Annotated in this window: 13 protein-coding genes; 6 read left to right on the forward strand and 7 right to left on the reverse strand. The window is 66.1% G+C overall.

What is annotated here, in order from left to right; genetic code table 11:
* The first annotated feature begins 15 nt into the window (after positions 1 to 15).
* From AC1D02_RS13380 to AC1D02_RS13390, 3 genes are all read left to right on the forward strand, one after another.
* Entirely contained in the window at positions 16 to 594 is a 579-nt protein-coding gene (locus AC1D02_RS13380) for a hypothetical protein (RefSeq protein ID WP_477317591.1), read from the forward strand.
* A gap of 104 nt (positions 595 to 698) precedes the next feature.
* Positions 699 to 923, forward strand: coding sequence for a hypothetical protein (locus AC1D02_RS13385; protein ID WP_477317593.1), 225 nt, complete (start codon positions 699 to 701; stop codon positions 921 to 923).
* 134 nt (positions 924 to 1,057) lie between these two features.
* Positions 1,058 to 3,658, forward strand: coding sequence for a diguanylate cyclase (locus tag AC1D02_RS13390; protein ID WP_477317595.1), 2,601 nt, complete (start codon positions 1,058 to 1,060; stop codon positions 3,656 to 3,658).
* Positions 3,659 to 3,692: 34 nt separating this feature from the next.
* On the opposite strand, the gene AC1D02_RS13395 is transcribed toward AC1D02_RS13390, so the two are convergent.
* On the reverse strand, positions 3,693 to 7,196 hold the full coding sequence (locus tag AC1D02_RS13395) for an indolepyruvate ferredoxin oxidoreductase family protein (protein WP_477317597.1): 3,504 nt from the start codon (positions 7,194 to 7,196) through the stop codon (positions 3,693 to 3,695).
* A gap of 142 nt (positions 7,197 to 7,338) precedes the next feature.
* On the opposite strand from AC1D02_RS13395, the gene AC1D02_RS13400 reads away from it, so the two are divergent.
* Positions 7,339 to 7,806 carry an Lrp/AsnC family transcriptional regulator gene (locus AC1D02_RS13400; RefSeq protein ID WP_477317600.1) on the forward strand — a complete coding sequence of 156 codons (468 nt, stop codon included), beginning with the start codon at positions 7,339 to 7,341 and terminating at the stop codon, positions 7,804 to 7,806.
* Between the two features lie 56 nt (positions 7,807 to 7,862).
* Here AC1D02_RS13400 and paoC read toward each other — a convergent pair whose 3' ends face one another.
* The 6 genes from paoC to AC1D02_RS13430 all read right to left on the reverse strand — a co-directional run bounded on the left by paoC (position 7,863) and on the right by AC1D02_RS13430 (position 14,118).
* Positions 7,863 to 10,052, reverse strand: coding sequence for an aldehyde oxidoreductase molybdenum-binding subunit PaoC (gene paoC, locus AC1D02_RS13405; RefSeq protein WP_477317602.1), 2,190 nt, complete (start codon positions 10,050 to 10,052; stop codon positions 7,863 to 7,865).
* Between the two features lie 4 nt (positions 10,053 to 10,056).
* Positions 10,057 to 10,998 (reverse strand): FAD binding domain-containing protein, encoded by a 942-nt coding sequence (locus AC1D02_RS13410; protein WP_477317604.1) that lies wholly within the window; start codon positions 10,996 to 10,998, stop codon positions 10,057 to 10,059.
* The gene (gene paoA, locus AC1D02_RS13415) at positions 10,995 to 11,645 is read right to left on the reverse strand and encodes an aldehyde dehydrogenase iron-sulfur subunit PaoA (protein WP_477317606.1); all 651 of its coding nucleotides are present in this window, start codon (positions 11,643 to 11,645) and stop codon (positions 10,995 to 10,997) included. Before paoA ends, AC1D02_RS13410 begins: the two co-directional genes overlap by 4 nt.
* 211 nt (positions 11,646 to 11,856) lie before the next feature.
* Positions 11,857 to 12,141: a hypothetical protein gene (locus AC1D02_RS13420; RefSeq protein ID WP_477317608.1), complete on the reverse strand. Its 285-nt coding sequence runs from the start codon at positions 12,139 to 12,141 to the stop codon at positions 11,857 to 11,859.
* 64 nt (positions 12,142 to 12,205) lie between these two features.
* Positions 12,206 to 13,645, reverse strand: coding sequence for an MFS transporter (locus AC1D02_RS13425; RefSeq protein ID WP_477317610.1), 1,440 nt, complete (start codon positions 13,643 to 13,645; stop codon positions 12,206 to 12,208).
* Positions 13,642 to 14,118 (reverse strand): (R)-mandelonitrile lyase, encoded by a 477-nt coding sequence (locus AC1D02_RS13430; RefSeq protein WP_477317612.1) that lies wholly within the window; start codon positions 14,116 to 14,118, stop codon positions 13,642 to 13,644. The genes AC1D02_RS13425 and AC1D02_RS13430 overlap by 4 nt, the downstream gene beginning before the upstream one ends.
* A 180-nt stretch (positions 14,119 to 14,298) precedes the next feature.
* On the opposite strand from AC1D02_RS13430, the gene AC1D02_RS13435 reads away from it, so the two are divergent.
* Together AC1D02_RS13435 and AC1D02_RS13440 are read left to right on the forward strand one after the other, a co-directional pair.
* Positions 14,299 to 15,192 carry a LysR family transcriptional regulator gene (locus AC1D02_RS13435; RefSeq protein ID WP_477317614.1) on the forward strand — a complete coding sequence of 298 codons (894 nt, stop codon included), beginning with the start codon at positions 14,299 to 14,301 and terminating at the stop codon, positions 15,190 to 15,192.
* Between the two features lie 2 nt (positions 15,193 to 15,194).
* Positions 15,195 to 15,563 (forward strand): c-type cytochrome, encoded by a 369-nt coding sequence (locus tag AC1D02_RS13440; protein ID WP_477317616.1) that lies wholly within the window; start codon positions 15,195 to 15,197, stop codon positions 15,561 to 15,563.
* Positions 15,564 to 15,579: the final 16 nt, after the last annotated feature.

Raw genomic sequence — 15,579 nt, forward strand, 5'->3', positions numbered from 1 at the left:
ATCAGGAGCCACCCAATGAACGCACTTGCCTTCCCGGTCCCGCACGCGCTGGCTTTCTTCGACCGCTTCATTCCGGCCGAGGTGCTGGCCGATGACGCCCATCGACGCGCAGCGCGCCACCTGACCCTGCTGGCCGCGATCACCGCCATGTGCGTGCCGCTGCTGACGGGGATGTACCACTGGCTCGGCTACGACGCCGCCGGCATGGTGGTGCTTACCGGCGGCATTGCGATGATGGTGGCGCCGTTCGCGATGAACGCGGGCCTCGGACTTGCGGTCGCGCGCGACGTCTTCATCGGCGCGCTGTTCCTGCTCAAGGTGTGGCTGGCGGTTCACCTCGGCGGCACCAGCGCGCCCACCGTCCCGTGGTTCGTCCTGTGTCCGCTCGTCGCGGTGCTGGTCGGCGGCGTCCGGCCCGGCGCCATATGGGCGGTCGTGGTCACCCTGACCGTGGGCGCGCTGTTCGCCATCGAGCAGGCCGGCGGACCGCTCATCGCCCATCCGGTCAGCCATCCGCTGGTGCTGCAACTGGTCAGTCACATCGGACTGTTCGCGCTGGCGACGATCATTGCCTGGTGTTTCAAATCCAATTAAAAAACATGCCTTGTGACAATTAGTTAGAATCTGCCACTTTTTCCCAGTTATGCTAATTGCATCGCGACGTTCCCACGATGTTCTTATTTTGACCAGGAGAAACCATGGCGATGTACAAGCGAAGCGAACTGGTGCGCCAAAACCAATCCTCTGCATTCGATGCCTTGCATCCACCGCGCGCGCCGACGCCATTTTCCGGCATCTACCGCTGCGAAGGCTGCGGCTTCGAAATTGTCTCCGCCGAGGATCACCCGCTCCCGGTGCTGATGCATCGCCAGCATCCCTCGGACCAGCCGATCCAGTGGCGCCTGGTCGTGTACGCGAACTAAGTCGCCGACTTGTTTCATCGGCAAATGAATCGTTAAATTCTGTTGTTTTCGGATCAATACCACGCGAAATGGATAGAGATTTGAGAATTCCGCAGAGTAATATTTAGTTACGGCAATTCAGAAAGTGAACCACCATGCGTACTGTCCTGAAACTTTTAGGTTCGCTTTCCACCAGCATCGAAACGCTGCTGCTGGCATGGCACCGCGGGGTCGGGGCATCATGGATTGCCCGCTACATTGCTGCCATACATTGGTTCATTCCCGCGTCAGCCCAGGACGCCTCGACCCTGACGCGCGCCCAGAACGTCATCAACGCCGTGGTCATGGCGGCGCTGGCGGGACCGTTTTACGCCGCCGCTTACTACGGCCTCGGATTCACGCTGGCGGCGCAGGAGATCCTGCTGTGCTGCGCCTTCATGTTCCTGGCGCCGTTCGTGATGCGCGCGACCGGCAGCATCTTCCTGGCGCGCGAGCTGTTCCTGTGCGCGGTGTTCTTCAACTTCACCTGGCTCACCTTCAACCTGGGCGGCGTCGACGCGCCCACCGCCGGCTGGCTGATCACCGGCCCGGTCGTGGCGATGTTCCTGGGCGGCGTCGGCACGGCGCTGTTCTGGCTCATGATGAGCGTGGCCGCGGTGGCCGTGATCTACGCTTTGCCCCGCTACGGCGTGGCGCTGCCGCCGCACCCGGTCAGCGACATGGCGCTGCTGCACCTGATCTGCGACATCGGCCTGTACGTGGTCGTGGTGGTGTTCGTGCTGCTGTTCGAACTGACCAAGACGCAGGGCTTCATCAAGCTCGAACAGGCGCTGAAAATCATCAATGAGCTGGCGATCCGCGACGAGCTGACCGGCAGCCATAACCGGCGTCACCTGATCGAACTGATCGAGCATGAAAAGGACCGCACCGCGCGCCTGGGCAGCCTGTTCTGCCTTTGCCTGCTCGACATCGACTTCTTCAAGCGCATCAACGACACCTACGGCCACTCTGCCGGCGACGCGGTGCTGCGCGAATTTGCCGCGACCGTCCAGCGCCAGATCCGCGACAGCGATTCGTTCGGGCGCTACGGCGGCGAGGAGTTCCTGCTGATGCTGCCGGAAACGTCGCTGCCGGAAGCGATCACCCTGGCCGAGCGTGTGCGCCTCAGCATCGAGAAGCTGGCCTTCCCCGCCATTTCCGTCGAGCTGGGCGTCACCGTATCGATCGGCGTCGCCGAATTCCTCGCCGGCGAGTCGATTGCGCAGACGGTGGCGCGCGCCGACGAGGCCCTGTACCTCGCCAAATCGAGCGGCAGGAACCGCATCGTCTGCTACGGGCAGGAGGTCGAAACCAGCGTGGCGCCGCTGGCCGACCATCGCAGCCTTCCTTCGCTCACCCAGACCATCCCGGCGCTGCGCGTGTTCGAGGCCCCGCAGGCCGATCCATTGACCGGCCTCCTGAACCGGCGCATGCTGCGCGACCGCCTGAGCCACGCGATGGAACGGGCCGCGCGCAACAACCGCATGGTGTCGCTGATGCTGCTCAACGTGAACAAGTTCAAGGAGTTCAACGACGCCCTGGGCTACGAAGCGGGCGACGCGATCCTGGTGCAGACGGCCGACAACGTGCGCTCCTGCCTGCGCGAATCGGACACCATCGCGCGCTGGGGCGGCGACGAATTCGTCGTCATCCTCGAAGACGTGTCGCAGGAGTCCGACGCGCAGCAGGTCGCCGAGAAAATCCTCAACCAGTTCGCCATGCCTTTCCAGGTGCAGTCGCGCGAATGCTTCGTCACCCTCAGCATCGGCATCGCCGTGGCGCCGGGCGTCGATTCGGACATGGACGAACTGCTCAAACGCGCCGACATTGCGATGGTGCGCGCCAAATCCTGGGGCGAGAACATGCTGCAGGTGTACTCGGCCGAATCGACCATGCCGCCTAGCGAGCGCCTGGCGCTGAAGAACGGCTTGCGCGAAGCCCTCGGCGGCGGCCAGCTGTTCCTCGAATACCAGCCGCAGGTCGAACTGGCGACCCAGCGCATCGTCGGCGTCGAAGCCCTGATCCGCTGGCAGCATCCGACGCTGGGCCGCATCGAGCCGTCCCGCTTCATTCCACTGGCCGAGGAAACCGGCATGATCGTGCCGATCGGCGACTGGGTGCTGCGCACCGCCTGCGCGCAGAACCGCGCCTGGGTCGATGCGGGCCTGCCGCCGATCAAGACGGCGGTCAACCTGTCGGCACGCCAGCTCAAGCAGCCGGACCTGGTGGAAAAAGTCCTGGAAATCGTCCGAACGAGCGGGATCGAACCGCATTGCCTCGACCTCGAGATCACCGAAGGCATCCTGATCGAAAACCTCGACCTGAACCAGGTCACCATGACGCGCCTGCGCGACGCCGGACTGCAGATCTCGATCGACGATTTCGGCACTGGATATTCGAGCCTGAACTATCTGAGCGAGCTGCCGGCCGACATCCTGAAAATCGACGGTTCGTTCGTGCGCCGCCTGGGCAAGACCGGCGAACGCAGCAAGTCATATGAAATCGCCGAATCGATCGTCGACATGGCGCACCGCCTGAAGCTGAAAGTCATCGCCGAGGCGGTCGAGACCCCGCTGCAGCTGGCCGACCTGAAGGCGATGAAATGCGACGAGGCGCAAGGATGGCTGTTCAACGCATCGCTGCACCCGGACAAGATCGCGGTGCTGCTCGAGTGCGAAAACGCCGGGGCGCGTCCGCGCCTGAAGGTCGCCGTCTGACGCGGCGTACCTGCCCAGGCAGGTACGCCGATCCTTATGCGCGCTTGCTTGCCGCCTGAGGCGCCGCCTCGAGCTGCGCCCGCAGCGACAACGCTTCGGCCTGTGCCTTCTTCACGTTCGCCAGCTTGACGTGGCCGTAGCCGCGGATCTGCTCGGGTACCTGCGCCAGTTTCAGCATCACACCCTTATTGTCGGCAGTGAGTTCGCGCGCGATCCGCCCGGCCAGCGCGAAATACTCGTCGCGCAGCGAGCGCTCCAGGCGGCGTTCGGCGGTGTAGCCGAAGATATCGAGCGGCGTGCCGCGCAAGCCCTTGAGCGGCGCCAGCACGCGGAACGCCGTCTGCATCCAGCTGCCCAAACGCATCTTGGCCGGCACATCGGAGCCGGGACGCTTGCGCGCCAGCAGCGGCGGCGCCAGGTGGTACTCCAGCTTGAAGTCGCCCTCGAACTGCTCGCCGATCTGCTTGAGGAACTCCCGATCGGAGTGCATGCGCGCCACTTCGTATTCGTCCTTGTACGCCATCAGCTTGTACAGGCTGCGCGCGACCGCCTTGGTCACCGGCGTCTTCGGATCGATCGCCAGTTCGCGCTGGCGCACCATTTCAACCGCATCGCGGAAACGCTTCGCATAGCCCTCGTCCTGGTACTTCACCAGAAGGTCGCTGCGCAGCGCGACGCTGTCGTCGAGCGACGGCGGCATCGCAAACTGGATCACCTGCGCCTTCGGATTGGCCAGGCGCGCGAGGGCGTCCTTGTCGGCCGCGGCCAGGCGCCCCAGGCTGAAGGCGCGCTTGTTCATGTCGACTGCGACCTTGTTCAACTCGATCGCCCGCATCAGCGCCGGCAGGCCGACCGGCACCAGCCCGCGCTGCCATGCAAAGCCCATCAGCAGGATGTTCGCGCCGATCGGATCGCCCAGCAGCTGCGCGGCGACCTGGTGGGCGTTGAGCGTGGCGACGTTGTCGGCGCCGGCCGATGCGGCCAGCTTGGCCAGCAGGTCGTCCTTGCGGATCGACGCATCCGGATTGCGGGTGAACTCCGCGGTCTGGATTTCCTGTTCGTTGGCGACCACCTTCGTGTGCTCGCGCTGCATCACCGCCAGCGCGTCGGGCATCGCCGCGACCACCATGTCGCAGGCCAGCAAGGCGTCGGCCTGCTGCAGGTCGATGCGCACCTGGTTCAGCTGCTCCGGCGAGGAGCCGATGCGCACGTGCGACATCACCGCGCCGCCCTTCTGCGCGAAGCCCATGAAGTCGAGCGTCGAGGCGCCCTTGCCTTCGAGGTGGGCCGCCATCGTGATCAGCGCGCCGACCGTCACGATACCGGTGCCGCCCACGCCGGCCACCAGCATCTCGAAAGGCTTGTCGAAGCCGTAGGGGCGCGGTTTCGGCAATGCGGCGAGCATGCCGTCGAGGCGCGCCAGGTCGACCTGCTCGACCTTCGGCTTTTTCAGGCTGCCACCCATCACCGACACGAAGCTGGGGCAGAAGCCTTCGACGCAAGAGTAGTCCTTGTTGCAGGACGACTGCTCGATCTGCCGCTTGCGGCCCAGCGGCGTTTCCAGCGGCAGGATCGACAGGCAGTTGGACTGCACGCCGCAGTCGCCGCAGCCTTCGCACACGGCGGGATTGATCACCATGCGGCGCTGCGGATCGGGGAACGTGCCCTTCTTGCGGCGACGGCGCTTCTCGGCCGCGCAGGTCTGGTCGTACACCAGCACGGTCACGCCGGCGATCTCGCGCAGATCGCGCTGGATCACATCGAGCTCGCCGCGGTGGTGCACGGTGACGCCGTCGGCCAGCTTCACGCCGTCGTAGTTCTCCGGCTCGTCGGTCACCACGACGACTTTGACGGCGCCTTCGGACAGCACCTGTTGCACGATCTGCGGCACGCTCAGTTTTCCATCGACAGGCTGGCCGCCGGTCATCGCGACCGCGTCGTTATACAGGATCTTGTAGGTGATATTGGTGCGCGCGGCGATGGCCTGGCGGATCGCCAGCAGGCCCGAATGGTAGTAGGTGCCGTCGCCCAGGTTCTGGAACACGTGCTTCTCGTTGGTGAAGCGCGAGGCGCCGACCCAGGGCACGCCTTCGCCGCCCATCTGGGTCAGGTTGAAGGTGCTGCGATCCATCCAGGTCGCCATGAAGTGGCAGCCGATGCCGGCCAGCGCGCGACTGCCCTCGGGGACCTTGGTCGACGTGTTGTGCGGGCAGCCGGAGCAGAAGTACGGCGTGCGCTTGACGGCGTCGGCGCCGTTCGACAGCAGGTCGGCGGCGCAGAAAGCCGGGCGATACTGTTCCAGGCCGAGGGCCGGGAAATGCGGCGCCAGCCAGCGGATCAGCGACGGCGCGATGCGCGACGGGCGCAGTTCGCCCAGCGCCGACAGCAAGGCGCCGCCATCGACGTCGGTCTTGCCCAGCAGGCGCGGACGCGAGCCTTCCGGCTGGTTGTACAGCAGCGTTTTCAGCTGGTCTTCGATGACCGGGCCCTTCTCTTCGACCACCAGCACTTCCGAAAGGCCCGCCGCGAATTCGGCGATGCGGGTTTTTTCGAGCGGGAAGGTCAGGCCCGGCTTGTACAGGCGCACGCCGAGTTCTTCGAGGCGCGCGATGCCGATGCCCATGCGGCCCAGCGCTTCGAGCAGGTCGAGGTAGGCCTTGCCGGCGCTGATGATGCCCAGTTTCGCGCCGGGCGCGGCGACCACCATGCGGTCGATCGAATTATGCTTGGCGAAGGCCTGCACCGCATCGAGCTTGGCGGCGACGCGCACTTCGAGGCCGAGGCCAGGCAGGTCGGGCCAGCGGATATGCAGGCCGCCGGCCGGCGCGACGTAATCGGCGGGCGCTTCGTAAGTGCGCGGCGCGGGGATGTCGATGACGGCGCCGCCTTCGACCGTTTCCGAAATCGCCTTGAAGCCGACCCAGGTTCCCGAGAAGCGCGACAGCGCCCAGGCGTAGGGGCCGAATTCCAGGTACTCCTGGATGTTCGACGGGTTCACCACCGGCATGCTCCATGCCATCAGCGCCTGCTCGCTCTGGTGCGGCATCGACGACGACACGCAACCGTGGTCGTCGCCCAGCACCACCAGCACGCCGCCGTGCGGCGACGAGCCGTAGGCGTTGCCGTGCTTGAGCGCGTCGCCGGAGCGGTCCACGCCAGGGCCCTTCCCGTACCACATGGCGAACACGCCGTCGACCTTGCGGTTGGCGGCGTCGTTCTCGACCTGCTGCGTGCCCAGCACCGCGCTGGCGGCCAGGTCTTCATTGATCGCGGGGAGGAATTCGATGCCGTTCGCTTCGAGCAGCCTGGCGGCGCGCCAGACTTCCTGGTCGACGGCGCCGAGCGGCGAGCCGCGGTAGCCGCTGATGAAGCCCGCGGTGTTCAGGCCGCGCGCGGCGTCGGCGTCCTTCTGGTCGATCAACAGGCGCACCAGCGCCTGGGTGCCGGTGATGAAAATCCGGCCGGACTTGCGCTGCAAATTGTCCTGCAGCTGGTAGTCGGGATCGACCAATGTGCCTTGCTGAACTGCTTGATCCACGGGGTCTCCTCGTCGGCGTCCCTGCGATGGGGACGCATGTTATCTGAATGAGAAAATTTTATAGGCTGGACGAGGAAATTTATTCTTGTTTTGTTCTAGAATGGAACTCTATCGGTAAAAAATACCCCAAAATTGCCAAAATATGAAAAAACATACCCTTGACGCCACGGACCGCAAGATCCTCGCGCTACTGCAGGAGAACGGCCGCATGTCGAACGCCGAGCTGGCCGACGCGATCGGCATGTCGGCCACGCCGTGCTGGCGGCGTCACAAGGAGCTGGAAGACTCGGGCTACATCGACGGATACGTCGCGATGGTGAACCGGCGCGCGGCCGGCCTGCCGCTGTGCTGCATGCTGCACGTCTCGCTGACGCGGCACACCGAGGGCGCGGTCGAGACGTTCGAGAACGCGATGCTGGTGCGGCCGGAAGTGATGGAGTGCTACGAGGTGACGGGGGCGTTCGACTACATCGTCAAGCTGCTGGTGGCGGACATGGACGCGTACCACGATTTCCTGCACAACGTGATGGTCAAGCTGCCTGGCGTGTCGCAGGTGAACACCAGCGTGGCGCTGCGCGAAGTGAAGTACGAGACCGCGCTGCCGCTGTAACAAAGATGGGGGTCAGGTCCGCCGGACCTGACCCCGACTTCGGTACGACGATCGGGCTAGACGTACGCGGGCATCTTGGCCAGCAGCTTGTCCAGCGTGACCGGATACTCGCGCACCCGCACGCCGGTCGCGTTGTAGATGGCATTCGCCACCGCCGCGCCCACGCCGCAAATCCCCAGCTCGCCCACTCCCTTGGCCTTCATCGGCGACGAAATCGGATCGGTCTCGTCTAGGAAGATCACTTCCTGGTGCGGGATGTCCGCATGCACCGGCACCTCATAGCTCGCCAGGTCGTGGTTGACGAAGAAGCCGGTGCGCTGATCGACCACCAGCTCCTCCATCAGCGCCGCGCCCACGCCCATCGTCATCGCACCGATCACCTGGCTGCGCGCCGACTTCGGATTCAGGATGCGGCCCGCCGCGCACACGGCCAGCATGCGCCGCACCCGCGTCTCGCCGGTCGCCGCGTCCACCGCGACTTCGACGAAATGCGCGCCGAACGTCGACTGCTGGTACTTCTTGTCCAGGTCGCCGTATTCCATGAAGTCTTCCGCCACGATCTCGCCGCCGGCCGCCGCCTGCTTCAGCGGCACCGACCGTCCGCCCGCGATGACCATGCCGTCGCTGAACTGCGCATCGGTCATGCCGAGCTTCTGGCCGACCGCCTCGCGCAGCTTGACGCAGGCCGCGTACACGCCGGCCGTGGAGCTGTTGCCGCCCCACTGCCCGCCCGACCCGGACGACACCGGGAAGGTCGAGTCGCCCAGCTTGACCATCACGCGATCGAGCCCGACGCCCATCATCTCCGCCGCGGTCTGCGCAATGATGGTGTAGCTGCCGGTGCCGATGTCGGTCATGTCGGTTTCGACCGTCACCAGGCCGGTGGGATCGAGGCGCACGCGCGCCGCCGATTTGGTCACGAGGTTGTTGCGGAAGGCCGCGGCCACGCCCATGCCGATCAGCCAGCGGCCTTCGCGCATCTTGCCCGGCGTCGCGTTGCGCTGGCTCCAGCCGAAGCGCTCGGCCCCGGTCTTCAGGGTTTCCACCAATTGGCGCTGCGAGAACTGGCGCTGGCGCTTGGCCGGATCGACCTTGATGTCGTTGATGATGCGGAATTCGATCGGGTCGATCTTCAGCTTCTCGGCCATTTCGTCCATCGCGATTTCCAGCGCCATCAGGCCCGGCGCCTCGCCCGGCGCGCGCATCGCGTTGCCTTCGGGGAGATCGAGTTCGGCCAGCCGCATCGCTGTCATGCGATTCACGCCGGCATACAGCAACTGGGTCTGCTCGACCGCCGTTTCGGGCTTCCCGCCAGGCAGGTCGCCCGACCAGCTTTCGTGGCCGATCGCGCTGATACGGCAGTCGCGCGTGCAGCCGATGCGGATGCGCTGGATCGTCGCCGGGCGGTGTGTGGTGTTGTTCATCATCAGCGGCCGGTGCAGCGCGACCTTGACCGGTCGCCTGGCCTCGCGCGCGCCCAGCGCCGCCAGCACCGCCTCGGCGCGGATAAACAGCTTGCCGCCGAAGCCGCCGCCGATGAAGGGCGAAATCAGGCGCACGTTGTCCTTCGGGATGCCGAGCGTCCTGGCAATGTCGCCGCGGCTCCAGTCGATCATCTGGTTCGAGGTCCACAGGGTCAGCTTGTCGCCTTCCCACGCCGCGATGGTGGCATGCGGCTCCATCATCGCGTGCGACTGGTCCGGCGTGGTGTAGGTTGCGTCCAGCTTGACCGGCGACGATGCGAACGCGCCTTCGAAGTCGCCCACCTTGTGGTCCGGCTTGCCCTTGGCAGGCTTCGCGCCCGCCTTCGCGTTGGCGAGGCTGTAGGCGCCCTTGGCGCTGTCGTACTTCACGCGCACCAGCTGCGCCGCGGCGCGCGCCTGCTCGAACGTTTCGGCCACCACCAGCGCCACGGCCTGGTGGTAATGCTGGATCTCGGGTCCGCCCAGCAGCTTCGCGGTGTTGAAGCGGCCCTTGTCGAGCTTGCCCGCGTTGTCGGCGGTGACGATCGCGATCACGCCGGGCGCGCGCTTCGCTTCGGCCACGTCGATGGAGACGATGCGGCCCTTGGCGATGGCGGCGCCCAGCACGTGGCCATAGGCGGCGCGCGGCGCGGCCTGATTCTGTTCGTAGGCGTACGGCGCGCTGCCGGTGGTCTTCAGCGGGCCGTCGATGCGGTCGGTGGCGCGGCCGACGACCTTGAGCTGGTCGATCGGATTGGTGGTGGCGGGAGTGTCGAATTTCATGAGGTCAGCCTTTCTTCGCTTCGGCCATCACCGCGGCGAGCGTGCGTTGAACCAGGGTTACCTTGAACGCGTTGTCGTGCGTCGTCTTCGCGCCGGCCAGCAGCTTGCCGGCGATCGACTTCATGTCGCGCTCCCCCGCTTCGACCCGCCACGGCTTGTGCGCAACGCCGCCGAGGGCGACCCGCCCGGTGCCGTCGGGCCCGACGATCGCGGCCACCGACACCAGCGCAAACGCATACGACGAGCGGTCGCGCACCTTGCGGTAGATGTGGACGCCGCCGACCGGCTTGGGCAGGGTTACCGCGGTAATCAGCTCGCCGGGCGCGAGCGCGTGCTCGATGTGCGGCGTGTTGCCGGGCAGCCGGTGGAAGTCGGCGATCGGGATTACGCGCGCGGAGCCGTCCGGCCGCACCGTCTCGATTCGCGCGTCGAGCACGCGCATGGCCACCGCCATGTCGCTCGGATGCGTGGCGATGCAGGCGTCGCTGGCGCCGAGTATGGCGTGATGGCGCGTGAAGCCGCCGATGGCGGAGCAGCCGCTGCCCGGCACGCGCTTGTTGCACGCCTGGTTAGTGTCGTAGAAATACGGGCAGCGGGTGCGCTGCAGCAGGTTGCCCGAGGTCGTCGCCTTGTTGCGCAGCTGCGCCGAGGCGCCGGCCAGCAAGGCGCGCGACAGCACGCCGTAGTCGCGGCGCACGCGCGCATCGGAGGCCAGATCGGTGTTGCGCACCAGCGCGCCGATGCGCAGGCCGCCGTCCTGCAGCGCCTCGATCTTGTCGAGCTTCAGGCCGTTCACGTCGATCAGGTGTGACGGCGTCTCGATGTCGAGCTTCATCAGGTCCAGCAGGTTGGTGCCGCCGGCGATGAATTTGGCGCCCGGATTGCGCATGGCCGCCACCGCGGCTTCGGCCGGCGTGGCGACGCGCTGATAGGTAAAGGCCCTCATGCTTTTGCTCCGGCGACTTCGGTGATGGCGTCGATGATGTTCGAGTAGGCGCCGCAGCGGCAGATGTTGCCGCTCATGCGCTCGCGGATTTCCTCGGCCGACAGCAGCGGCTTCGCGGTCAGGTTCGCGGTGACGTGGCTCGGGATACCCTGCCGGATCTCGTCGAGCACGGACACCGCGGAGCAGATCTGGCCAGGCGTGCAGTAGCCGCACTGGTAGCCGTCGTGCTTGACGAAGGCGGCCTGCATCGGATGCAGCTTGCTCGGATTGCCGAGGCCCTCGATGGTGGTCACGCTGGCGCCGTCATGCATCACCGCGAGCGTCAGGCAGGAGTTGATGCGGCGGCCGTCGACGATGACGGTGCAGGCGCCGCACTGGCCGTGGTCGCAGCCCTTCTTGGTGCCGGTCAGCTGCAGGTGCTCGCGCAGCGCGTCGAGCAAGGTGGTGCGGGTGTCGGCTTCGAGCGTGCGCGTCTGGCCGTTCACCTTCAGCGAGGTCTTCGCCATCACCGGCGGCTGGCTTGGCGCGGGGGCTGGCGCCGATGACTGGGCGCCGGCCAGCGACGGCACCGCGGACGCCGTGGCGGACACCGCGCCGGCAATCAGCACATCGCGCCGGGTCATTTTCAAGTCGCAGAAATCGTCCATTTGTTCGCATCCTTTTGGCGGGAGTATTTACGGCGCGCGCGACCAAGCCGTCGGCGCGACTGTGTAAATTAATATACTAATTGCATTAACGGCGCATGATTAGCCGGCGCTTTCCGCATGGGCCTATGCAAACGATTCATGAATTGCCGGGCAACAAAAAGGGCGACCAATGTCGCCCCATGTCACCGCTGAAACGGTGGATCGGAATTGCTTAACGGGATTTGTCGTCAGGCCCCTTCGAATTTTCCCGCGAAGGCGAAGGCGATCCCGAACCTGGAGCGCCCGACTGGCGCGACGCGTCGTCCTTCTGACCCTGGCGTCCGATATCGGTTTCCTGGTCGCGGGTGCCGCTTTGCTTGCCGGACCCCATGCCGCCGCCCTGCGAGCCGGATTGGCGCGACTGGTCGTCCTGCATGCCGCCTTTGCTGCCCTGGCCAGCTTGATTTCCTTGATTGCCTTGATTGCCTTGACTACCTTGATTGCCTTGGGTTGCCATGATCTGTCTCCTGTTCGTTATTTCTCGGAGGCCAAGCCAGGTCGGCTTTTGCGCTACCGGAAGTTCATCGTAGGTCGCGCTCAGGCATTGTTAAATCGGACTTACTCCTAGATCCCTGTAGGACAAGGGAGCACGCGTCCTTTTGCATAAATACAAGCGCGAGCAGCAATGCGAGCGCCAGCATCCCGGCTGAGCTCGTCAATGCCATCGTCACGCGGTGCGCCAGCAGCGGCGCTCCGGACAAGCCGTTCGTCCCGATGGCGGACACAGAAACCAGCACGGCCAGGCCGAGCGAGTTGCCCAACTGATGCGCGACATTGACCACGCCCGACGCCGCGCCCGCATCGCTTGCGCCAACGCCGGCGATGCCAGCGGTGGTCAGTGGGCCCAGCGCCATACCCTGGCCGGCGCCGATCAGCATCATCGGCAGCGCGATGCCGGTGATGTAGTCCGAGTCGATCGATACGCCGCTCAGCCAGACGAAGCCCGAGAGGCACGTCGCGAGCCCGGCCGCCAGCAAGGCCGCATTGCCGACGCGGCGCGTGAGCCGAGGCACCGCCATCGCGACCGCAAAATTCACCAGCGTCATCGGGAGGAAAGCCAGGCCAGTGGCCGACGGCGGGAAGTGGACGACCTCCTGCAGGAACTGCGTGGTGAAGAAGAAAAAGCCGATCATCGCGCCGAGGAACAGCGCGCGGGCAGCGTAGGCCGCGCAGCGCTCGCGGCTGGTGAACAGGCGCAGCGGCATGATCGGCTGCGGCGCGTTGCGTTCGATGCGGATGAAGGCGGCCAGCAGCGCCAGCGCGAGAGCCAGCGCGCCGATAGTGACGGCGTCGCTCCAGCCGGCGCCGGCCGAACGGATGAAAGCGTACACCAGCGCGCTCATGCCGACCGTGGAAGCGATGGCGCCGGCGACGTCGAAGCGGGCCGCGCCGGGCGCGCTCTCGGCGATGTGGCGGCGCGCACCGACGATCATGGCCATACCGATCGGCAGGTTGATGAAGAAGCCCACGCGCCACGACAGGTATTCGGTCAGCACGCCGCCCAGCACCAGGCCGACGCTGGCGGCGATGCCGGCGACCGCGCTGTACAGCGACACCGCGCGGGTGCGCTCGCTGCCTTCGGCGAAGGTGGCCTGCAGCAGCGCGAGCGTCGACGGGGCCAGGATCGCGGCGCCGACGCCCTGCACCGCCCGCGCCGCGATCATCCAGGCGGCCGACTGCGCCAGGCCGATCGCCATCGACGCGGCGGTGAACAGGGCCAGGCCGACGACAAGCATGCGGCGCCGGCCCAGGATGTCGCCGGCGCGCGCGGCCAGCAGCAGGAACCCGCCGAAGGTCAGCGTGTAGGCGCTCTGCACCCATGCCAGTTCGTTGTCGCTGAACCCAAGCTGCTGGTGAATCTTCGGCAGCCCGGTGAGCACCACCGAGGTGTCCAGCACGATCATCACGTAGCTGACCAGGATGATCGCGAGGATCGCGGTCTTGTTCGCGCGGGTGGTCATGGAAGCTTTCCGTATTGGTCGTCGCCGACCTTCTCCAGCCAGTCAACGACTTTGCCGCTCAGGTTTTCGGCGATGGCGATGTGCGACATGGCGGTGGCGGGCGCGGCGCCGTGCCAGTGCTTGACGTTCGGCGGGATCCACACGATGTCGCCGGACCTGATTTCCTGGACCGGGCCGTTCCAGTGCTGGACGCGGCCGGCGCCGGCGGTGACGATCAGGGTCTGGCCGAGCGGATGCGTGTGCCACGCGGTGCGTGCGCCCGGCTCGAACGTGACGGTGGCGCCGCCGGTGCGGCCTGGGGCCGCAGCCTGGAACGGCGCGTCGACGCGCACCGTGCCGGTGAAATGGGATGCCGGGCCGGCGGCGGACGCCTGGCTGCCGATGCGGGTGACTTTGATGGCCGGCGCGTCTTCGGCGGCGACGGCCGACGCGAGCGAGCACATTAATACTGCGGCTGCTGGAAATTTCTGCATGATGACTCCTCTTCTGATTTGGCATGCGGCGTCGACGAGCCCGGGGGCTAGGCGCTCCCGTCGCTCCGGCGGACCTGCCCCCCGGCCTTGGTCCGCGGCTGGGATGAAACCAGTGTAGGTGCGGCGCCACTCGGTGATAAGACGGTAAAATCGGGATGTCCTTATGAGTGGAGTTCATGAATGGCCCGCGAAAATTTTAACGACCTGCTCGCTTTCATCGCCGTGGCGCGCGCCGGCAGCTTCACCCGCGCCGCCGCGCAGCTTGGCGTTTCGCAATCCGCGCTGAGCCACACGATCCGCAATTTCGAAGCACGCATCGGCATCCGCCTGCTGACCCGCACCACCCGCAGCGTCGCCCCCACCGAAGCCGGCGAACGGCTGATGCTCACGGTCGCGCCGCGCTTCGACGAAATCGAAACCGAAATGGCCTCGCTCACCGCCCTGCGCGACAAGCCGGCCGGCACGATCCGCATCACCACCGCGGAACACGCCGCCATCAGCGTGATCTGGCCGAAGCTGGAGGGGTTCCTGCCCAACTACCCGGACATCAAGGTGGAAGTGACGGTCGATTACGGCCTGACCGATATCGTCGCCGACCGCTACGACCTCGGCGTGCGCCTGGGCGACCAGGTGGCCAAGGACATGATCGCCGTGCGCATCGGCCCCGAGATGCGCATGGCCGTGGTGGGCGCGCCGTCGTACTTCGCGAAAAAGCCGGCGCCGGCCACGCCGCATGAATTGACCAATCACGACTGCATCAACCTGCGCCTGCCGACCCACGGCGGCATCTACGCCTGGGAATTCGAAAAGGACGGGCATCCGCTGAAGGTGCGGGTGGACGGCCAGCTGGTGTTCAACAGCAGCACGCCGCGGGTGCGCGCGGCCGTCGCCGGCTTCGGCCTGGCGTTCGTGCCGGAGGACATGGCGACCGAGCACATCGCCGCAGGCCGCCTGCTGCGCGTGCTGGAGGACTGGTGCGAGCCATTCCCCGGTTATCATGTTTATTTTCCGAGCAGGCGGCAATCCTCGCCGGCGCTAGCGCTGCTGGTTGCCGCCTTGCGCTACGAAGGATAAGCATGCATCCGTCGAAGCCGTTCACCGCCCTCGCCTTCGCCCTGCTGGCGCAAGGCGCCGCCGCCGCCGATATCGAAGCCGGCCGGCGCTCGTTCGCCAAATGCGCCTCGTGCCACCAGGTCGGGCCGTCGGCGCGCGGAGGCTTCGCGCCTCAGCTTAACGGCATCGTTGGCCGCATGGCCGGATCGACCGCGGACTTCAAGTATTCCGCGGCGATGAAGAACGCGCGCTTCGTCTGGACCGAACCGAAGCTGGCGGCCTTCATGCGCGCCCCCGGCGACGTGGTGCCGGGAACCAGCATGCGATTCTGGGGCATCGGCGACGAGCGCCAGGTCGCCAACCTGCTCGCCTATATGCGCACGTTGAAATAGTCCGGCACAGCAAGGG

Source organism: Massilia sp. P1_C10, from assembly GCF_056406475.1.